General features: G+C 35.8%; 18 protein-coding genes. 10 read left to right on the plus strand and 8 right to left on the minus strand.

Features of this window, described 5'->3' with window-relative positions; translation table 11 throughout:
* The 4 genes from serC (at position 1) to lysA (ending at position 4,903) form a co-directional block, all read left to right on the plus strand.
* On the plus strand, positions 1-1,068 hold the full coding sequence (serC, locus tag ORI89_RS17060) for a 3-phosphoserine/phosphohydroxythreonine transaminase (protein WP_268231728.1): 1,068 nt from the start codon (positions 1-3) through the stop codon (positions 1,066-1,068).
* A 197-nt stretch (positions 1,069-1,265) separates the two neighbouring features.
* Positions 1,266-2,213, plus strand: a complete 948-nt coding sequence (locus tag ORI89_RS17065; protein WP_268231729.1) for a D-2-hydroxyacid dehydrogenase — start codon at positions 1,266-1,268, stop codon at positions 2,211-2,213.
* Between the two features lie 198 nt (positions 2,214-2,411).
* Positions 2,412-3,725 (plus strand): aspartate kinase, encoded by a 1,314-nt coding sequence (locus tag ORI89_RS17070; protein WP_268231730.1) that lies wholly within the window; start codon positions 2,412-2,414, stop codon positions 3,723-3,725.
* Positions 3,726-3,739: 14 nt separating this feature from the next.
* The gene (lysA, locus tag ORI89_RS17075; RefSeq protein WP_268231811.1) at positions 3,740-4,903 is read left to right on the plus strand and encodes a diaminopimelate decarboxylase; all 1,164 of its coding nucleotides are present in this window, start codon (positions 3,740-3,742) and stop codon (positions 4,901-4,903) included.
* Between the two features lie 83 nt (positions 4,904-4,986).
* Here the strand turns inward: lysA and ORI89_RS17080 are convergent, their stop codons facing one another.
* The 3 genes from ORI89_RS17080 to ORI89_RS17090 all read right to left on the minus strand — a co-directional run bounded on the left by ORI89_RS17080 (position 4,987) and on the right by ORI89_RS17090 (position 7,746).
* Positions 4,987-5,403, minus strand: a complete 417-nt coding sequence (locus tag ORI89_RS17080; RefSeq protein WP_268231731.1) for a hypothetical protein — start codon at positions 5,401-5,403, stop codon at positions 4,987-4,989.
* 94 nt (positions 5,404-5,497) lie between these two features.
* Positions 5,498-6,814 (minus strand): ABC transporter permease, encoded by a 1,317-nt coding sequence (locus ORI89_RS17085; protein WP_268231732.1) that lies wholly within the window; start codon positions 6,812-6,814, stop codon positions 5,498-5,500.
* Positions 6,815-6,819: 5 nt separating this feature from the next.
* Positions 6,820-7,746: an ABC transporter ATP-binding protein gene (locus ORI89_RS17090; RefSeq protein ID WP_268231733.1), complete on the minus strand. Its 927-nt coding sequence runs from the start codon at positions 7,744-7,746 to the stop codon at positions 6,820-6,822.
* Between the two features lie 305 nt (positions 7,747-8,051).
* Between ORI89_RS17090 and yihA the strand changes: the two genes are divergently transcribed.
* From yihA to cmk, 5 genes are all read left to right on the plus strand, one after another.
* Positions 8,052-8,669, plus strand: coding sequence for a ribosome biogenesis GTP-binding protein YihA/YsxC (yihA, locus tag ORI89_RS17095; RefSeq protein ID WP_268231812.1), 618 nt, complete (start codon positions 8,052-8,054; stop codon positions 8,667-8,669).
* 2 nt (positions 8,670-8,671) lie between these two features.
* Complete coding sequence (locus tag ORI89_RS17100) at positions 8,672-9,526, plus strand: UbiA-like polyprenyltransferase (protein WP_268231734.1); 855 nt, start codon at positions 8,672-8,674, stop codon at positions 9,524-9,526.
* A 97-nt stretch (positions 9,527-9,623) separates the two neighbouring features.
* Positions 9,624-12,002 carry a type I DNA topoisomerase gene (gene topA / locus ORI89_RS17105; protein ID WP_268231735.1) on the plus strand — a complete coding sequence of 793 codons (2,379 nt, stop codon included), beginning with the start codon at positions 9,624-9,626 and terminating at the stop codon, positions 12,000-12,002.
* A 1-nt stretch (position 12,003) separates the two neighbouring features.
* Positions 12,004-12,417: a hypothetical protein gene (locus ORI89_RS17110; protein ID WP_268231736.1), complete on the plus strand. Its 414-nt coding sequence runs from the start codon at positions 12,004-12,006 to the stop codon at positions 12,415-12,417.
* The gene (cmk, locus tag ORI89_RS17115; protein WP_442800896.1) at positions 12,414-13,088 is read left to right on the plus strand and encodes a (d)CMP kinase; all 675 of its coding nucleotides are present in this window, start codon (positions 12,414-12,416) and stop codon (positions 13,086-13,088) included. The genes ORI89_RS17110 and cmk overlap by 4 nt, the downstream gene beginning before the upstream one ends.
* A 25-nt stretch (positions 13,089-13,113) precedes the next feature.
* Here cmk and ORI89_RS17120 read toward each other — a convergent pair whose 3' ends face one another.
* The 5 genes from ORI89_RS17120 to ORI89_RS17140 form a co-directional block, all read right to left on the minus strand.
* The gene (locus tag ORI89_RS17120; RefSeq protein WP_268231738.1) at positions 13,114-14,091 is read right to left on the minus strand and encodes a bifunctional riboflavin kinase/FAD synthetase; all 978 of its coding nucleotides are present in this window, start codon (positions 14,089-14,091) and stop codon (positions 13,114-13,116) included.
* Positions 14,092-14,103: 12 nt separating this feature from the next.
* Entirely contained in the window at positions 14,104-14,829 is a 726-nt protein-coding gene (truB, locus tag ORI89_RS17125) for a tRNA pseudouridine(55) synthase TruB (RefSeq protein WP_268231739.1), read from the minus strand.
* Positions 14,830-15,624 (minus strand): undecaprenyl-diphosphate phosphatase, encoded by a 795-nt coding sequence (locus ORI89_RS17130; protein ID WP_268231740.1) that lies wholly within the window; start codon positions 15,622-15,624, stop codon positions 14,830-14,832. It lies immediately after the preceding gene.
* Between the two features lie 5 nt (positions 15,625-15,629).
* Positions 15,630-15,863, minus strand: a complete 234-nt coding sequence (locus ORI89_RS17135; RefSeq protein ID WP_268231741.1) for a DUF3098 domain-containing protein — start codon at positions 15,861-15,863, stop codon at positions 15,630-15,632.
* Between the two features lie 69 nt (positions 15,864-15,932).
* Positions 15,933-16,811: a cell division protein FtsX gene (locus ORI89_RS17140; protein ID WP_268231742.1), complete on the minus strand. Its 879-nt coding sequence runs from the start codon at positions 16,809-16,811 to the stop codon at positions 15,933-15,935.
* Between the two features lie 325 nt (positions 16,812-17,136).
* Between ORI89_RS17140 and leuS the strand changes: the two genes are divergently transcribed.
* The gene (leuS, locus tag ORI89_RS17145; RefSeq protein ID WP_268231743.1) at positions 17,137-19,920 is read left to right on the plus strand and encodes a leucine--tRNA ligase; all 2,784 of its coding nucleotides are present in this window, start codon (positions 17,137-17,139) and stop codon (positions 19,918-19,920) included.
* Positions 19,921-19,984: the final 64 nt, after the last annotated feature.

Consider the following 19,984-nt stretch of genomic DNA (forward strand, 5'->3'; position numbering starts at 1 on the left):
ATGAAACATAATTTTGGGGCAGGACCGTGCATTCTTCCAAAGGAGGTTTTTCAAGAAGCTTCTGAGGCAGTCATAGACTTTAACAACACAGGGTTATCTATTCTTGAAATATCGCACCGTTCCAAAGAATTTGAGGAGGTAGTAACTGAAGCTGAGGCTTTAGTGCGTGAGCTCTTAAATGTTCCCGAGGATTATTCAGTGTTGTTTTTACAAGGAGGAGCAAGTCAGCAGTTTGCAATGATTCCAATGAATCTTATGCCAGAGGGGGGGAAGGCTGCGTATCTTGATACCGGCGTATGGGCATCAAAAGCAGCGAAAGAAGCTGCTGTTTTAGGTCAGGTGGATATTGTGGCTTCATCTAAAGATAAAAATTACACATATATTCCAAAGAATTATAGGGTTCCTGAAGATGCTGCATATTTACACTATACTTCCAATAATACAATTTATGGAACGGAAGTGTTTGATACACCAAAAACAAATTTGCCTTTGGTAGTGGATATGTCTTCTGATATTTTTAGCCGAGTTATTAATGTCAGTGATTATGATTTGATTTATGCTGGTGCACAGAAGAATTTAGGGCCTGCAGGTCTAACGTTAGTGATAATTAAAAATTCCTTGTTAGGGAAGTCAGGGAGGGTTTTGCCTAGTATTTTTGATTTTGGTCAACATGCAAAAGCCGGATCTATGTATAACACTCCTCCAGTATATTCTATTTTTGTATCTATGCTTAATTTACGTTGGTTAAAAGCTAAGGGAGGAGTAGGTGTCATAGAACAAGAGAATATTATAAAAGCTAGGGCGTTGTATGATGAGATTGATAGGAATTCATTTTTCAGGGGAACTGCTGAATTAGAGGATCGTTCGCGCATGAACGTTACGTTTGTAATGGATACACCAGAGAAGGAAGCAGAGTTTTTGCAATTAGCTAAAGAGCGCGGTTTAATTGGCATAAAAGGGCATAGATCTGTTGGCGGGTTTAGAGCTTCTGTTTACAATGCCTTAACGATGATATCTATCAATGCGTTGATAGACGCTATGAAAGAGTTTGAAGAGAATAATAAGTAAATTTTGATGACGTATGTATATCCATGGTAATGAAATCATGCGGATTGTGAGTGGATATGGATCAAGAATTTAAAGGATAAATTTAGAGCTTGTAAGCTCGATAAATAATGATCGGATTGCGTATACAGTACTTATGTATAGCGAAGCACAATCGCTTATAAGTATTCTATATTCTAGATAAAATAGATTATATACATATGAAAATATTAGCGAATGACGGTATAGATGCAGTTGGAAAGAGAATGCTCGAAGAAGCGGGATTTGTAGTGGATACGGTTCACATACCGCAAGAAGATTTAGAACAAAAGTTGAAAGAATATGATGCGATAACAGTGCGTAGTGCAACAAAAGTTAGGCAGGCTTTAATAGATAGCTGTCCTAATTTGAAAGCTATAGGTAGGGGGGGAGTAGGAATGGATAATATCGATGTTGATTACGCAAGATCTAAAGGTGTAGCTGTTATTAATACACCTGCTGCCTCCTCACTTTCGGTAGCGGAACTGGTTTTCTCTCATCTTTTAAATGCTGTGCGTTTTGTTTATGATTCGAATCGAAAAATGCCAGTAGAAGGAGCATCTAACTTTGGAGGATTAAAGAAAAGTTATGCTAAGGGTATAGAGTTAAGAGGTAAAACTCTCGGTGTTATTGGTTTTGGAAGGATCGGTAGAGCCACTGCACAAGTCGCATTGGGTTTAGGCATGGACGTGATTTATACAGATCTGTTTGAAGGGCCTAAAACTTTAGAGGTGAGTTTTAGTGGAGGTGTTGTTGCTGAGTTGCCTGTCAAGCAACTTAGTTTTGAGGATGTTTTAAAGCAATCTGACTTTATTTCCTTGCATGTGCCATTTTTAGATAAACCAGCAATTGGTAAACGTGAGTTTGAGCTTTTAAAGGATGGTGTTGGGCTTGTTAATGCTTCTAGAGGTGGGGTTATTGATGAGCTGGAGTTGATAAAAGCTTTGGATAGTGGTAAAGTTGCTTTTGCGGGTCTAGATGTATTCGAAAATGAACCTACTCCACGACAAGAAATTCTACAGCATCCAAAGATATCATTGACACCTCATATCGGTGCTGCAACAGATGAGGCTCAGGAACGTATCGGTATTGAACTAGCCACTTTATTAATTGAAACGTTGAAGAAATAAATCTTCCGCATGATATAAATATGCGGCACAAAAGCTAGGAAAAGCTATTGTGCCGCATTTTTTATATAAAAGACCAATGTTTAAGGTGTGTTTTTTTTAGAATGACTAAGCAAATAATTACTTTTACAACATTCGACAGAGTTAGGTTACTTGTGTAATAAAATTTTGTACGAAACCTTTATCAACATTATTCATAGTATGAAAATTTTAAAATTTGGTGGCACTTCTGTTGGTAGTGCCCCACGTATCAAAGGACTACTGGATATAGTAGATCCAAAAGAACGTCAGATTGTTGTTTTATCTGCAGTGGCAGGAACGACAAATGTATTGGTGGAAATTGGTCAGGCGTTTACAGCAGGACTGAAAGATGAAGCTATTAAGTTGATAAAGGAGCATAAGGAAAAGTATGAGGGATTGATAGCAGAATTGTTTAGTACAGCTGATGGTCTGCAAAAGGGAAAAAATCTGATTGATTATCATTTTAATTACATCACATCATTAGGAAATGAGCTGTTTACTACGACGGAAGAACGAGCTGTTCTAGCACAAGGAGAATTGCTCTCTACAGCTTTATTTCATTATCATCTTGAAGAAATAGGTGTGCCTTCCGTGCTATTGCCGGCTTTGGACTTTATGAAAATCGATGAAGATAATGAACCTATCGTGAGTTATATAAAGGAGATGTTGTCGGAGCTGTTGGATGAATATCCAAATAATATGCTATTTATTACTCAAGGGTATATTTGTAGAAATTCTTTCGGAGAAATCGATAATTTGCGTCGGGGTGGATCTGATTACACGGCATCGTTAGTAGGTGCAGCTATTCAAGCTGAAGAGGTGCAAATATGGACTGATATTGATGGTATGCATAATAATGATCCGAGGATAGTTAATAATACAACGCCTATTGCAAATTTAAGTTTTGATGAAGCTGCCGAATTGGCTTATTTCGGAGCGAAAATATTACATCCTCAAAGCGTTTTTCCTGCTCAAAAATATAATGTGCCTGTACGCTTATTAAATACGCTAGACCCAAATGCGCATGGTACGTTAATCAGTAAAGAGGGAGGGGATAAGGGACAAATAAGAGCTATCGCTGCCAAAGATGGTATTACTGCTATACACATTCATTCTTCTAGAATGTTATTAGCTTATGGTTTCTTGAGAAAAATATTCGAAATCTTTGAGCGCTACAAAACGCCTATTGATATGATTACTACTTCTGAAGTAGCTGTATCGTTGACCGTAGATGATACTAAGCATTTAGAAGACATTATTAAAGAGGTGGAAGATTTTGGGAGAGTCAGTATAGATTATAATCAAACGATAGTTTGTGTAGTAGGGGATTTCAGTGCTAATATGCATGGTTATGCCGCACGTGTACTAGATGCTGTTAAACACTTGCCTTTACGCATGATTTCTTATGGAGGTTCTGATTATAACGTGTCCATCTTGGTTGATACAGATCATAAAGTAGAAGCTTTACGTTCTATACACAATAGATTATTTTAATTATATATTAGATGTTGTTTGATAATCAACAAATAAATAGCATAAAGGGGTTAGAGACACCTTTTTATTATTATGATATGGCTTTATTGGAAAAAACATTGGATAAAGCTAAAAATGCAGCAGATAAACATGGCTTTCATGTTCATTATGCTTTGAAAGCGAATTTTAATAAAAGAATACTCTCATTAATACAGAGCAAAGGTTTTGGTGCGGATTGTGTTAGCGGGAATGAGGTTTCAGAAGCAATTGCCACAGGGTTTCCAGCCTCTACCATTACTTTCGCTGGGGTGGGCAAGACAGATAAGGAAATAACAACAGCATTAGAATATCAAATTTTTGCTTTTAATGTAGAGTCTATCCAAGAGATGGAGGTTATTGATGAGCTTGCGGGGAGGCTTGGCCATACTGCACGGGTGTCATTAAGGATAAATCCAAATGTGGATGCGCAGACTCATCATTATATTACTACTGGTTTGGATGAGAATAAGTTTGGTGTTCCGACATCTGAATTGGAGAAGGCAGCTACAGCAATACGGGAGCTGAAAAACATTGAACTTGTTGGCTTGCATTTTCATATCGGTTCGCAGATTACAGATTTAAATGTGTTCAAGAGTTTGTGCGTTAAGGTGAACGAATGGAAAAACTGGTTTGAAGAACGTGGTACTGTTATTAAAGTATTGAATGTAGGAGGTGGTTTAGGGGTTGATTATCACAATCCAGATGTAAACTCAATACCTGATTTTGAGGCATATTTTGATGTTTTCGATCGCTTTTTAGAACGGACTCCAAGGCAAGAGGTGCATTTTGAATTGGGTAGATCCTTAGTCGCACAGTGTGGTAATTTAGTTAGTCGTGTTTTGTATACAAAAAGTGGTGTAAAGAAACATTTTCTAATTTTGGATGCTGGTATGACTGAATTAATGCGACCTGCTTTGTATCAAGCTTATCATAAGATAGAGCGTGTATCGGATGAGAATGAAGAAGGGGTGAAACTTAATTATGATGTTGTAGGACCTATTTGTGAGAGCTCGGATAGTTTTGGAAAAGAAGTTTCTTTACCTATTTCAAAACGTGGAGATTTAATAGCAATTCGTACTGCTGGAGCTTATGGTGAAGTGATGGCTTCTCGTTATAATTTACGGGAAGAGATTAGACACGTATATAGTGACTCTATATAGGATGTTGCTTTAGTATATTATCACTATTTTAATAAAGGGCGAGGACTATAAAATCCTCACCCTTTATTGTTTGTTATTAAAGCTTATTTCATATTTACTACTTGGTCAACAATATAGCGTGTATTTCCTCGCCAAGGTAAAGCCCCGTGGTATTCTTTGTAATGCAGGTCGAAAAACTTTCCACTATTTAGTTCTAACAATCTAAAGATAGAATCATTTTCTACAGAAAATTCAAACTGATTGCTAGAAAGTCCAGTCCCGATTTTTGTACTTCCGAATCCCTCCTGTATTAATTTGCCTTCATATGTTTTAAAAATATTTCCTTTTTTTACAGCGTAGTTAAGGTAGCCCGACTTTACACCTTCCCCAAATACAAAGTAATATTGATAATATACGTAACCAGTAGTTACTACGAGCAAAACAAGTACTAACCATGCAATTACTTTTTTTAGCTTTCCTTTTCTCGCTATCGTGTTTGCTGTTTTGTGTGTAGAAGTCATTTTATTTACGAAATTATAGTCAAAGTTATCCTCTTTTTATGAAAACAAAAAATAAGCCAAAGTTTAAATGTTATCTGCGAGTACTTTTTTGAAATTAATTTTTGTATTTAAACCATTTTATTAGCTCTTTTAAACTAGCTTTTTTTCCATACATTAATATGCCTACTCGGTATATTCTTGATGCTGCCCATGTGGTTAATAAGAAGCCTGCAATCAATAATACAACGGATATGACAATTTGCCAAGTTGGGACACCAAAAGGAATGCGAACAAGCATAGCAATGGGAGAGGTCAGTGGAATAAAGCTCAGCCATGTTGCAACAGCGCCATGTGGATCATTAACCAATACACCAAAAGAAAGTATATAGGCTAGGAGGAGGGGCATAGTGATGGGCATGGTGAATTGAGAGGCCTCGGTCTCACTATCTACCGCTGAACCTACAGCTGCAAATAATGCGCTGTAAAGAAAATATCCACCAAGGAAAAATATAAAAAAGCAGACAAGTAGTTTGGTGATCTCTATCGACTCTAAAAATTTTGTTGGGTTAATATCTGATGTAGAAGCTTTAATAGTTTCATCACCTAATGATTGTGAGTTTTGTGCTAGTTGAGAAGTGATCTCTTGCTGATCTACTAAAAAAGTTGTGGCAGCCGTAGTTAACACTAATGTTAGTGTTATCCAAAGTAGAAATTGCGTTAACCCAACTAACCCTATTCCAAGTATTTTACCCATCATTAACTGGAAAGGTTTTACAGATGAAATAATCACTTCGACAATTCTGCTTACTTTTTCTTCAATGATGCCACGCATAACTTGAGCGCCATATAAAAATAAAGATAGGTATATAAGTACAGCTAAGGCCATAGAAATGCCCATAGCAATTTCGGTGTGACTCTCTTTAGCCTCTCCTGTCTCTGATATCTCTTTTGCTGAGATATTTATTTTGTCATCAATTTCGCGAATGCTTTCAGCATTTAAACCAAGTCGTTCATATGCTTGGTTACGAATGAGTTCTGCCAATTGGTTTTTTATTTCTGATTGTGTGCTAATATTTGGTTTGCCGGCAGATAGTATTTCAATATCTTTAGAACTGTAAAAATCAGATGGAATAATTAATAGATAGCTGTTTTTTTCTCTTTTTTGTAAAGATTCTTTTTCTTTATCTAAAGAGCCTGTAGCCTGTTCGTAGGTGATGTTTTTATTACTGACTAGTTGTGAAATTATGCTACCTTCCTGATCAATGACATAAACGTGTGCAAAAGTGTCTTCAAAACTTTTTTTTGTTAAAAAAAAGACACCTGCATACATACCTATAAAGAATAGAGGGACAAGAAATGTGGTTAGAATAAACGATCTTTTTCGTACACGACTAAGATATTCTCGCTGGATAATTAGAAATATTTTGTTCATATATCTTAGTTTTTTTCGTTTTTAATTTGCGTTACTTTTTCAATGAAAATATCATGCATTGAAGGTATTATTTCAGAAACATGTGTAATTTTCGCTTGAGGAATAATTTCTAGTAATGCTTGATTTAATGTGCTGTCTTCTTTTAGCTTTATGATCAGTTCATAATCGTCCGTGAAGTTTGTGAATGAGCTAATGTCAAACTTTGAATTAGTTAGAATGGGGCTGGAAGACTTGTCAACTTGAGCAAGTTTTATTTTGTAGGATTGTGATTTGTAGGCGTTTTTAATTTCTCTTACTGATCCATCTAATATTTTTTTAGATTTATTTAATAGAGCAATGTGGTCGCACAGGGTTTCTACTGATTCCATACGGTGTGTTGAGTAAATAATTGTAGCTCCTTTTTTATTGAGCTCTAAAATTTCTTCCTGTATTATTTGTGCATTTACGGGGTCAAATCCTGAAAAAGGCTCGTCAAGTATAATCAGTTCAGGTTCATGTATAACTGTAGCTATGAACTGAACTTTCTGTTGCATTCCTTTGCTAAGGTCTTCTATTTTTTTATCCCACCAACTTTCAATCTGTAATTTTATAAACCAAGCTTTTATTTTCTGCAATGCATCTTGTTTTCTTAGCCCTTTCAATTGGGCTAAATACAGCATTTGTTCGCCTATCTTCATTTTCTTATAAAGACCACGTTCTTCGGGTAGGTATCCAATGTTTTCAATATGGTTGGAACGTAACGGTTCGCCCCCAAGGTAAATAACTCCGGTATCAGGAGCTGTTATTTGATTAATAATACGGATCAGGGAAGTCTTTCCTGCTCCATTTGGACCCAGTAATCCAAAAATACTGCCTCTAGGTATATGAAGTGATACATCATTTAGAGCGTAGTATTGTCCGTATTGTTTTGAAATATTTCGAATATCAAGCATGCAATAAGTTGGTATTAACGTTTTTAAAGTGTTGCTATATTAAATGTCAGTCTGTCGTTACTTGTGGTTTCTCATAAAATAAGTAAAACTCACACAAAGTTACTTTTTTAACCTTAAATCAATTACATTAGTATGCTCAAAATGTTTTTCGTTACATTATTTATTTTTTGTGTTGATACATAGATCTTAAGTTGCAAAAAAAACTAATGAAAAAGTTAATGGATTGGGTTGTTTGAGTAGAGAATAGTAAAGATGCTTGAGTAAAAAGAATTGCTTTAAGCTGACAGAATTATTTACCTTTGCGTATGATTATAAAATCAGCAGAATTTGTATGCAGTAATACTAAAGTAGATTTGCTTCCGGCAGCTACTCTTCCTGAATACGCTTTTATAGGACGTTCTAATGTCGGTAAATCATCGTTGATTAATGCAATGACGAATAAAAAGGGGCTAGCGAAAACTTCTCAAAAGCCAGGGAAAACACAGCTTATAAACCATTTTATAATTAATGATAATTGGTATTTGGTAGATTTGCCCGGTTATGGTTATGCGCAAACATCTAAGAAAAATAGGGGAGACTGGGCAAAATTTATTAAACAATATTTAACGAAACGTCATAATCTGCAATGTATCTTTGTTCTGATTGACAGTAGGCATGAACCTCAGAAAATAGATGTAGATTTTTGCTGTTGGTTAGGAGAACAGGGATTACCTTTCATATTGATTTTTACCAAATCAGATAAGCAATCGATAGTTAAGTCTGATCAAAATATGGCTAAATTTAGGAAAGCATTACTTAAATGGTTTGAAGAGGTTCCTCCAATGTATTTAACTTCTTCTGAACTTAAATCAGGGACAGATATGATTTTAGAAACTATTCATGAGATCAATACTGGTTTTGTTCGTCCAGTTTTAGAAAATTAGTAATGAAAAAATATATGTCTTTAGTGCTTTTTGCGCATAGCGTGTTTGCACTTCCTTTTGCATTTATTGGTTTTTTTCTAGCAGTTCAAACGACAGATCATACATTTTCTCTGACTAAGTTTTTACTGATGTTAGTTTGTATGGTAGCGGCAAGAAATGCGGCTATGGCTTTTAATAGGTACTTGGATAGGGATATTGATGCATTGAATCCTCGGACTGCTATTCGTGACATACCTGCAGGTAAAATATCTGCAAGACACGCTCTTTTATTTACAGTAGTCAATTGCTTTATATTTATACTGGCAACGTTCTTTATCAATAATTTGTGTTTCTATCTATCTCCTGTAGCACTTTTTGTGGTTCTTTTTTACAGTTATACAAAAAGATTTACACCTTTATGCCATTTGGTATTGGGTGTAGGATTGGGGCTAGCTCCTATAGGAGCTTATTTAGTGGTGACAAATAGTTTTCATATTGTCCCTGTGTTTTACGGTATAGCCGTAATGTGTTGGTCAGGTGGATTTGACATTATTTACGCTCTGCAAGATATGGACTTTGACCGGGAGCACGGGTTAAGTTCAATCCCTGCTTTTTTTGGAGGTAAGACAGCATTACATATATCGGAAGGTTTGCATGTCCTTTCTTTCCTGTTTATTTTGCTACCTGCCTTCTACATGACAGTTGGTTGGCTTTATTATATAGGTGTTATATTTTACGGTTTTTTACTTATCTATCAACACCGTATAGTTTCCCCTACAGATTTAAGTCGTGTTGATAGAGCTTTTATGACAACTAACGGTGTTGCATCGGTTATTTTCGCAGTATTCTATTTGTTGGATATTGCGTTTATTGTATAATATTTGAATAATTTTAGCTTTTTTTAAGGAGAAGTAATGATTTTAATTGCCATTCCATTTATAAATAGCTTTATTTGCAGAAATCAATCATTTTTAAATGGCGAAAAATTTACTAATAGTGGAGTCTCCTGCGAAGGCAAAGACGATAGAGGGTTATTTAGGTAAAGATTTTTTGGTTAAATCTAGTTATGGCCACATTCGAGACTTGGTCAAAACTGACGATGCTATTGATACTGAAAATAATTTTGAACAAAAATATGAAGTGCCTTCAGATAAGAAGGCAGTGGTGAGTGAATTGAAAAAATTAGCTAAAAATGCCGAGATGGTTTGGTTAGCTTCCGATGAGGATCGTGAAGGAGAAGCTATTTCGTGGCATTTGTATGAAACGTTGGGGTTAAAAGAGGATAAGACAAAACGTATTGTTTTTCACGAAATTACAAAGCCAGCTATATTAAAGGCTATTGAGGAACCTAGGAAAATAAATTATAACTTGGTAAATGCACAACAAGCTCGTCGTGTATTAGATAGATTGGTCGGCTTTGAATTATCTCCGGTTTTATGGCGCAAAGTTAAACCCTCGTTATCAGCAGGTAGGGTACAGTCAGTTGCTGTACGATTAATTGTTGAACGCGAGCGTGAATATAATAGGTTTGAGGCGGACGCTGCATTTAAAGTGGTGGCGCAGTTTATAACAGGTAAAGCTAAAGAGCAGTTTAAGGCGGAGCTTCCTCAAAGATTTGACAAAAAGGAAGACGCTGAGCAGTTTCTTAAAGATTGTATTGAAGCTGCATATCAGGTTAATTCATTAGAAAAACGACCTGCAAAGCGTACTCCAGCGGCACCATTTACAACATCAACTTTACAGCAAGAGGCAAGTCGTAAATTAGGTTTTTCTGTTGCTCGAACGATGCAGGTAGCGCAACGTTTATATGAAGCGGGGCTAATAACGTATATGCGTACAGACTCCGTGAACTTGAGTGACACCGCAATATTTGCTGCCCAAGAAGAAATAGAAAAAGCATATGGGGAAAAGTACCATAAACAAAGACGTTATAAAACAAAAGCTGCCGGAGCGCAAGAAGCACACGAAGCGATTAGACCAACATATTTCTCAGCACATAGTGTAGATGGAGATAACTCCGAAAGAAGACTATATGAACTGATATGGAAAAGAGCTATCGCTTCACAAATGAGCGAAGCTGAGTTTGAAAAAACAACTGCTAAGATAGGTATATCGACACGTGAAGAGCATTTAGTAGCGACAGGTGAAGTGATGAAGTTTGACGGCTTTTTGAAAGTTTATATGGAGTCTACAGATGAGGACGCAGATAGTAAGATTGACGATGATAGTGATAATGCCTTGTTACCCGCTTTAGAAAAAGAGCAAGCACTACAACTTAAATCAATGTCTGCAACAGAGCGTTTTTCACGACCTCCAGCCCGTTTCACTGAGGCATCTTTGGTTAAAAAGCTTGAGGAGTTGGGGATCGGACGGCCATCAACCTACGCTCCAACTATTTCAACAATACAAAATAGAGGCTACGTTGTTAAGGAGGATAGAGATGGAAAAGAGAGATTATATCGTGTGCTTCAAATTGAAAATGGACAGGTCATCGAGGGTCAAAAGACGGAAATAACAGGAGCTGAACGTTCAAAGATATTTCCTACAGACATTGGAGTATTGGTGAATGATTTTTTAGTTGAACATTTTAAAGATGTAATCGATTATCATTTTACGGCTAAAGTAGAAAAAGAATTTGACGATATCGCGCAAGGCGGCAAAGAGTGGACAACTATGTTGAAAGACTTTTATGGACCTTTTCATGATGTCATTCAAGATACTTTAGAAAATGCAGAACGTGCGACAAATGAACGTCAGTTGGGGACAGATCCTGTAACAGGAAAACCTGTAAGTGTACGTGTAGGTAGATTTGGTCCTCTGGTACAAATAGGCACTGCTGACGACGAAGAAAAACCTAGGTTTGCCTCTCTAAGGAAAGGGCAGATGATCGAAACTATTACATTTGAAGAAGCTATGGAGCTGTTTAAATTGCCAAAAAAAGTTGGTGATTTTGAAGAGAAAGAGATGACTGTAGCTATAGGACGTTTCGGACCATATATTCGCCACGCTAGTTCGTTTTATTCTATTCCAAAAGGGATGGACCCAATGGATGTGACTGAAGAACAGGCAATAGAGATTATAAAAGAAAAACGACAAAAAGATATAGAAAAGATCATCCGTGTATTTGAAGAAAATGAGGAAGCTCGGATTGAAAATGGACGTTGGGGACCTTTTGTACGCTTTGGTAAACAAAATCTGAAAATACCTAAAGGTACGGATATAGATTCAATAACATACGAAGATGTTTTAAAATGGGCTGAAGCAGATCCGAAGGCTAAACCTAAAGCTGCAACTAAAAAAGTAACTGTTAAAAAAAACGCAACTAAAAAAAGTTCCACAAAAGCAAAGAAATAACATGATTAAAGATTTGCCAGATAATACGGTTGAGGATGTGTCTATAGCTGTAGTTTTACAAGACGAAACCCCAGAGAGTAAATTATGGCATGTGTACTTAGTTAACGAGAAGGACTCTCCTTTAAAAACTGTCTTTATTTCATCAAAAGGATATGGTTATAAAGACGGTATAGAGGTGAAAACAACAACACTTAGACACTTTATAGGTGATGTGGACGCAAAAAAAGCTATTAAAATAGAAGCAATTGATACTGCGGTATTTGGTTTGACAAACGAATATTTGCTTAGTTATTATATTGAGGACGTTATTTATGATAAAAAATATATTTTTTTACCCGAAAGTATTGTTGATGATAATTTTGTAAAAGTTCCTTTGGTTGATAAACCTGGAGTTATTATTGGAGGTAATAAATAGTGAAAGAGTCTAATTATATAATTGCTATTGATGGTTTTTCCTCTTGTGGAAAAAGCACTGTTGCAAAGGCGCTGGCTAAAGAGTTAAACTTTGCATTTATAGATACAGGCGCAATGTATAGGGCCGTGACTTTGTACTTTTTGAGAAATAAGGTTGATTTTTTTGATGAGTCTGCCGTGAGAGAGGCTTTAACGCATATTAAAATTGATTTTGTCCCTAATGGAGAAACTACACATATCTTATTAAATGGAGAAGATGTATCTTTAGAAATTAGGAAAATGTATGTTTCTGATAAAGTTAGTGAGGTGAGTGCAATTAAGCAAGTCCGTGAGGTTATGGTTGCGCAACAACAGGAGCTTGGTAGGAGAAGGAATGTTGTTTTAGATGGGCGTGATGTCGGGACAACCGTTTTTCCTCATGCAGATCTGAAAATATTTATGACAGCGAGCCCTGAAGTTCGGGCTAAACGTAGGTTTAAAGAACTTCAATCTAAGGGTGATATAAGTACGATAGAGGAGATTAGAGCTAATCTTGCACATAGAGACCATATAGATACGACGAGAGAAGAAAGTCCTTTAAGGCAAGCCGCAGATGCTATTGTATTAGATAATACAAATCTGACACCGACAGAGCAGTTAAAGTTTATTCTAGATAGGTATAATAAAATATAATAAAAGGTTTCCAGTTGGAAACCTTTTATTTATTAAAATAAGCTCTTATTTCAGCTTCATCTAATTTTATTTGTTGTTGCATTGTTTCCAATGACTCAAACCACTGGTCATGTCTGATGAATTTTAGGAATTTTACTCGTAAAATTTTTCCGTATATATCGTCATCAAAATCAAATAAATTAATTTCTATTTTTCTATTCATTCCGTCTACAGTTGGTCTTGTCCCTATATAAGCCATGCCTCTAGCAGTCCTTTCTGGTAGAGGTGGGGTATAGTTTGATTTTTCGATCTGTGGGACACTGGAATGAATATCCGCTTCTATTGCATATATACCATAAGCGGGTATTAATTTATGAGATTCATGGACATTTAGATTTGCCGTTGGAAAACCTATCTCTCGTCCAATTTGGTCGCCTTTAACCACGGTACCTGTTAACTCAAAGGGATAGCCCAAGTATTTATTGGCTGTGTCAATATCTCCTTTTATTAGCGATTCTCTTATGCGGGTTGAGGAAACGGCTACATCTTCAATATCTTGTTCGGCAATTTCATTGACTGCATATTCGTAAATATTGGCATAGTGCAATAAATCTTTAATAGTTCCTTTCCTATCTTTTCCGAAGTGGTGATCGTAGCCTATTACTATCTGTTTGGTACCTAGTTTTCCCACCAAAACATTGCTTATATATTCTTCGGGTGTTTGGTTTGAAAAATCTCTCGTAAACGGTGTAATGATTAAATGATCTATACCCGACAGAGCGAGTTGACATGCTTTTTCTTCGATGTCGTTTATTAAACGTAAATTATCATCGTTTGGATTGATTATAAGTCTAGGGTGAGGAAAAAATGTCAAAAGTACAGTTTCTCCGTTTTGTTCAGCTGCACATTCTCTTAGTTTTGATAGTATTTTTTGATGACCGATATGAACACCATCAAATGTACCAATAGTAACTATAGCATTTGATAGCGGGGTGAATTCATCTAAGCTTCTATATATTTTCATTCCCTATGGAAGTTAATTATTATTAGCAGTGAGCTTTTGTAATCTTATTACCTCAATTAATTCTTCTAAATTCCAAGCATTATTTACGTGTAGGTCTCCGCTTTTGGTTCGGCGGAGTTTGCTTAAATGGCCGCCTACTCCTAATTCTTTTCCAAAATCATGGGCAATCGAACGGATGTAGGTTCCTTTTGAACAGCTTATTTTAAAATGAACTTCGGGTAAGTCTATTTTTTCTATCTCAAAACTGTTTATTTTTACCTTACGTGCTTTTAACTCTACTTCTTCGCCGCGGCGTGCTTTCTCATATACACGTTCACCTTTTACCTTAATAGCAGAGTGAGCAGGGGGATATTGTTCTATATCACCGACGAATTTATTTGTTGCTGCTTTAATGTCATTTTCTGTTAAATGAGCATAGTCCCAGGTTTCTTCTATAGGTGTTTCCAAGTCATAGGATGCTGTTGTTGCTCCTAAAGTAATAACTCCTGTGTATTCTTTGTCTTCAGCCTGGTAATTATCGATTTGTTTCGTGAATTTGCCGGTGCAAATAATTAGTAAACCTGTAGCCAAAGGGTCTAGAGTTCCGGCATGTCCCACTTTTAGCTTGAGGGGCTTCATACTGTTACGTAATTTACCCACGACATCAAAACTAGTCCACGTTAATGGTTTATCTACTAAAAGAACTTCTCCTTCAGCAAAATGAAATGAAGAGTTCTTTTTTTGTTCTAAATCTGTCATTTATATAATTTGCAGACTATGTCCGCTTAATAATAATCCAATTATAACCACTCCAAGTATGATCCTATACCAACCAAATGCTTTAAAACCATATTTTGAAAGCACGCCAATAAAAGTTTTTATTGCTACTATGGCGACTAAAAAGCCTATTACATTTCCTATAATAAGTAAGTTTATTTCCTCGCTTGAAAAAGTGTGTCCTTCTTTTAAGAATTTGAGTAATTTAACCCCCGAAGCACCTAGCATCATTGGTATTGCTAAAAAGAAAGAAAATTCTGCTGCTGCTTTACGGGTCAGGTTTTGAGTCATTCCTCCAACGATAGTGCTCGCTGATCTGGATGTGCCTGGTATTAAAGCTAGGCATTGATAAAGGCCTATAGTAAATGCTTGTTTATAGGATATTTGATCAGAGTCATCTGTAGTGGGCTTGTTAAACCATTTGTCAACATATAACAAAATTATACCTCCAATTACAAGCATGATTGCTACCATAAGTGGGCTTTCTAACAAGCCATCTATAACATCATTTAATAACAACCCTAGTATGGAAGCAGGTATTGCTGCGACCACCAATTTGTAATAAAAGTCTAGCGACTTAAAAAAACGCTTATAGTATAAAACAAGAACAGATAATATGGTTCCCAACTGAATGACTATTGTAAATAACTTTACAAATGCTGTAGGTTCAACCCCCATCAATGCGGTTCCTAGAATAAGGTGCCCAGTTGATGAAACGGGAAGAAATTCAGTTAAACCTTCAATAATAGCAAGGACGATTGCTTCAATATATGTCATTATTCTTACTGTTGTTTGCTTTTAGGTTTGTACAATATTGAAACAAAGCCTAATCCAAAGCCTAACAAAACCACGATTGGAGCTATTGTTATTTTAGTGAAACTATAGATGTCTTCTGTTCCCATCATTAAAATAAAACCTATGCAAACGATCAGTATGCTCGCTAAAAAAAGTTGATAGTTAATTTTATTAAAAACAAAGGATGTTTTTGAAGTAGAGTTTTGTTTTATTTTAGACATGTTTTTGTGTTAAAATGGTTCTTAATTTCAAGCTGTAAAATTGAATTGAGAACCCTTTATATTTTATTATTAATTATATAAGCTATGGGACTTTGCTTTTAAATACTTCGTCACTGCGAAGTAAGTGCTGAATCCCGATATTAAAATTCCTAAAAGTACCACTATGACAAAAATAGCACCAAACTCATACCAATTTCTTAAGAACACCAATTCGGGTATTTGTTTTTGAGCAAATTGTAAAGTGAAAATCAATAATAAAATTGCAATAAGCGCTCCTAATAAACCATGAAATATACCATAAAGTAGATAAGGCTTTCGTATAAAGTTCTTAGTAGCACCAATTAATTGCATGCTTTTAATAAGAAAACGTTGTGAATAAATAGCGAGTCGTATTGTGTTGTTAATTAAAGCAACGGCTATTATAAGCAATACGATGGTAAATGCTAGAATGACGATACCAATTATTCGTATGTTTTTATTAACCATATCAATCAATGTTTCTTGATATATAATCTCTTTTACCCTACTACTTTTGGCTGTCTTTTGAATAAAAGTCTGAATACTATCGCTATTTGCATATTGTTCTTTTAGATAAACATCAATAGACGGTAATAAGGGGTTATGTCCGAGATATTCTACAAAATCTTCGCCTAAATCTTCCTTTAAACTTTTTGCAGCTAACTCTTTACTTATATATTCTGTCCGTAATACATAACTATCCTTTTCAATGTCTTTTTGCATGGCAAGAACATCACCTTCATTAACATTGTCGTTGACAATAATATTGAGAACAATGTTTTCTTTGACATATTTTGATAGGTTTTTCGCATGAACTAGAATAAGCCCTAATAGCCCTGTCATTAGTAAAACCAACGCTATACTGATAACCGTTGAAATATAAACGGACTTCGTTTTTCTTCTTGGTGAACCTTCTTCGTATACAGACATATGTTTTATTGCTTATTATTTATGCGAAAGTAACTAATTATGCGCATTTAATAAACGTTTTCTGTGAATATATTCATTAAAAAACACATAATATATTACCTAGTATTAAACGTAATATGGGATTTTTATTATTCATATTAAAACTTTTGTGCTTTTATCTAATGTAAAATGGCTATTTTCGCATCTCTTTGAAAGTGATTAAGAGAGAGAATTGTGAAATTAATATTTCTTTAAGCAATAGCTTGTCTTTGTCTAGACTGGGGGGTTGATTCATAGATATAATTAGTCATGTTTTCTCTTTTTTAAAAGTAAGAAACGTTAGAGTATGGAATATAATCATCATTCTTTAGAAAAGAAGTGGCAGAAATTTTGGTCAGAAAATGGTACATTTAAGATAGGTGAGACTTCGGATAAACCTAAGTATTATGTACTGGATATGTTTCCTTATCCATCTGGTGCGGGGTTGCATGTAGGGCACCCGCTGGGCTATATAGCCTCTGATATTTTAGCACGCTATAAACGATTAAAAGGTTACAACGTATTACATCCGATGGGATATGATTCTTTTGGTCTACCAGCAGAGCAGTACGCTATTCAAACAGGGCAGCATCCTGCGATTACAACTGAAGAGAATATCACTCGGTATCGTGAGCAATTGGATAATATCGGTTTTTCATTTGATTGGTCTCGTGAAATACGTACTTCCGAACCTGAATATTATAAATGGACGCAATGGATTTTCATGCTTTCATTTAATGCTTGGTATAATGTTGAAGCTGATAAGGCAGAGCCAATAAAGACCTTAATTGAGCGATTTGAGAAGACCGGAACAGCAGCTGTTAAAGCTGTTTCAGATGATGATATTCGTGTTTTCACTGCTGATGAATGGAGAGGTTTTTCTACGAGCGAACAGCAAAGAGAATTGTTGAAATATAGGCTTGCTTACTTAAAAGAAAGTACAGTAAATTGGTGTGCTGATCTGGGAACAGTGTTAGCAAACGATGAGGTCATTAATGGACTTTCTGAAAGGGGCGGTTTTCCGGTCGAGCAGAAAAAAATGATGCAGTGGTCTATGCGGATCATTGCATATGCAGATCGATTATTGAAAGGATTAGAGCAAATTGATTGGCCTGAACCGTTGGTCGAAATGCAACGGAATTGGATAGGTCGGTCGGTCGGAGCTTCTGTTAAATTTCCGCTTCCTCAGTTAAATGATCATATTGAAGTTTTTACTACACGTCTGGATACTATTTATGGTGTCTCCTTTGTAGTTTTAGCACCTGAACATGATTTAGTTAAAACTTTAACTTCAGAAGCTCAACGAAAAGAGGTTGAAGCTTATATAGCGCGTACAGCCAAGAAGTCAGAGTTAGATAGAATGGCTGATACAAAAACGGTCTCAGGAGCTTTTACAGGATCTTATGCAAAACATCCTTTGACAGGTAAAGATGTTGAAGTTTGGATTGCAGACTATGTGTTAGCTAGTTATGGTACAGGCGCTGTGATGGCAGTACCTTCAGGTGATCAACGGGATTATCTCTTTGCAAAACATTTTGATCTGCCAATTATTGCTATCAGTGATACGCAAGATATTACTGAAGAGGCTGATCCTAATAAAGAAGGTAGATACATTAATTCTGAACTTATCAATGGAATGACATATGAGGATGCTATGTCTACTTTGGTCAAGGAACTTGAAAAACTTCAGCTTGGTAAGGCAAAGGTCAATTACCGTATGCGGGATGCTATTTTTGGTAGGCAGCGTTATTGGGGAGAACCTGTACCTGTTTATTTTAAGGATGGATTGCCTTATTTGATTGAAGAAAGTGAGTTGCCATTGTTGCTCCCCGAAGTTGATAAATATTTGCCAACAGAGACAGGAGAACCACCTTTGGGACGTGCTGAAAATTGGAGGTATCAAGATCAGTACGAATATGAGTTAAGTACAATGCCAGGATGGGCGGGTTCTTCGTGGTATTGGTTTAGATATATGGATCCTCAAAATGCAGAAGCATTTGCCTCTAAAGAATCTATAGATTACTGGAAATCGGTAGACTTGTATATTGGCGGATCAGAGCATGCAACCGGACACTTATTGTATTCTAGGTTCTGGAATAAAATTCTGAAGGACTTGGGTTACCATAATGAAGAAGAGCCGTTCAAAAAGCTGATTAACCAGGGGATGATTCAGGGAAGATCAAGCTTTGTTTACCGTGTATTGGATGTAGATGGTAAAGGTACAAATACTTATGTATCATTCGGCTTGAAAGATGACTACAATACTATGGCGCTACATGTGGATGTAAATATTGTTCATAATGATGTTCTGGACAGAGAAAAGTTTATTGCTTCACGTCCAGAGTATAGCGAGGCTGAATTTATTTTAGAAGATGGTAAGTATATATGTGGGACCGAGGTCGAAAAAATGTCGAAATCTAAGTTCAACGTTGTTAATCCAGATGATATTATTGCTGCATATGGAGCTGATACTTTACGGTTGTATGAAATGTTTTTGGGACCTCTAGAGCAAGCAAAACCCTGGAATACCAATGGTATAGAAGGTGTATATAAGTTCTTGCGTAAAGTGTGGAGGTTATTCCATGATGCCGAAGGGAATGTTGCTCTGTCAGATGAAACGCCTACAAAAGCAGAGTATAAGGCATTACATAAAATTATTAAAAAGGTCGAGGAAGATGTAGAACGTTTCTCTTTTAATACTTCTATATCAGCTTTTATGATTTGTGTAAATGAACTAACAGATTTGAAGTGTAATAAAAGAGAAATTCTTAAGGATTTAATTATTGTATTGAATTCTTATGCTCCTCATATTACCGAAGAGTTATGGATGCTAATGGGCAATGAGGTCGGTGCAATAAGTTATCAAAAGTACCCTGTCTTTAATCCAAGTTACTTAGTAGAGTCTGAGTTTGCTTATCCTGTATCGGTCAATGGAAAGATGAAAATGAACTTATCTTTAGCGCTAGATTTAGGGCAAAAAGAAGTTGAAGAAATTGTATTGAGTAATGCTGATGTGCAACGATATTTAGAAGGCAAAATTGTCAAAAAGATGATTTTTGTAAAGAATAAAATAATTAATCTTGTTGTGTAACATATGGTATTACACTATTATAAAAGGCACTTTGTTATTATAAAGTGCTTTTTTTTGTCTATTT

The sequence above is a fragment of the Sphingobacterium sp. UT-1RO-CII-1 genome, assembly GCF_026711005.1.
GTDB lineage: Bacteria > Bacteroidota > Bacteroidia > Sphingobacteriales > Sphingobacteriaceae > Sphingobacterium.

Bases quoted from the DNA above. Each gene is read 5' to 3' on its own strand.
- serC (WP_268231728.1), top strand. From the start codon at position 1: ATGAAACATAATTTTGGGGCAGGACCGTGCATTCTTCCAAAGGAGGTT.
- ORI89_RS17065 (WP_268231729.1), top strand. From the start codon at position 1,266: ATGAAAATATTAGCGAATGACGGTATAGATGCAGTTGGAAAGAGAATG.
- ORI89_RS17070 (WP_268231730.1), top strand. From the start codon at position 2,412: ATGAAAATTTTAAAATTTGGTGGCACTTCTGTTGGTAGTGCCCCACGT.
- ORI89_RS17080 (WP_268231731.1), bottom strand. From the start codon at position 5,403: ATGACTTCTACACACAAAACAGCAAACACGATAGCGAGAAAAGGAAAG.
- ORI89_RS17085 (WP_268231732.1), bottom strand. From the start codon at position 6,814: ATGAACAAAATATTTCTAATTATCCAGCGAGAATATCTTAGTCGTGTA.
- ORI89_RS17090 (WP_268231733.1), bottom strand. From the start codon at position 7,746: ATGCTTGATATTCGAAATATTTCAAAACAATACGGACAATACTACGCT.
- yihA (WP_268231812.1), top strand. From the start codon at position 8,052: ATGATTATAAAATCAGCAGAATTTGTATGCAGTAATACTAAAGTAGAT.
- ORI89_RS17100 (WP_268231734.1), top strand. From the start codon at position 8,672: ATGAAAAAATATATGTCTTTAGTGCTTTTTGCGCATAGCGTGTTTGCA.
- topA (WP_268231735.1), top strand. From the start codon at position 9,624: ATGGCGAAAAATTTACTAATAGTGGAGTCTCCTGCGAAGGCAAAGACG.
- ORI89_RS17110 (WP_268231736.1), top strand. From the start codon at position 12,004: ATGATTAAAGATTTGCCAGATAATACGGTTGAGGATGTGTCTATAGCT.
- ORI89_RS17120 (WP_268231738.1), bottom strand. From the start codon at position 14,091: ATGAAAATATATAGAAGCTTAGATGAATTCACCCCGCTATCAAATGCT.
- truB (WP_268231739.1), bottom strand. From the start codon at position 14,829: ATGACAGATTTAGAACAAAAAAAGAACTCTTCATTTCATTTTGCTGAA.
- ORI89_RS17130 (WP_268231740.1), bottom strand. From the start codon at position 15,624: ATGACATATATTGAAGCAATCGTCCTTGCTATTATTGAAGGTTTAACT.
- ORI89_RS17135 (WP_268231741.1), bottom strand. From the start codon at position 15,863: ATGTCTAAAATAAAACAAAACTCTACTTCAAAAACATCCTTTGTTTTT.
- ORI89_RS17140 (WP_268231742.1), bottom strand. From the start codon at position 16,811: ATGTCTGTATACGAAGAAGGTTCACCAAGAAGAAAAACGAAGTCCGTT.
- leuS (WP_268231743.1), top strand. From the start codon at position 17,137: ATGGAATATAATCATCATTCTTTAGAAAAGAAGTGGCAGAAATTTTGG.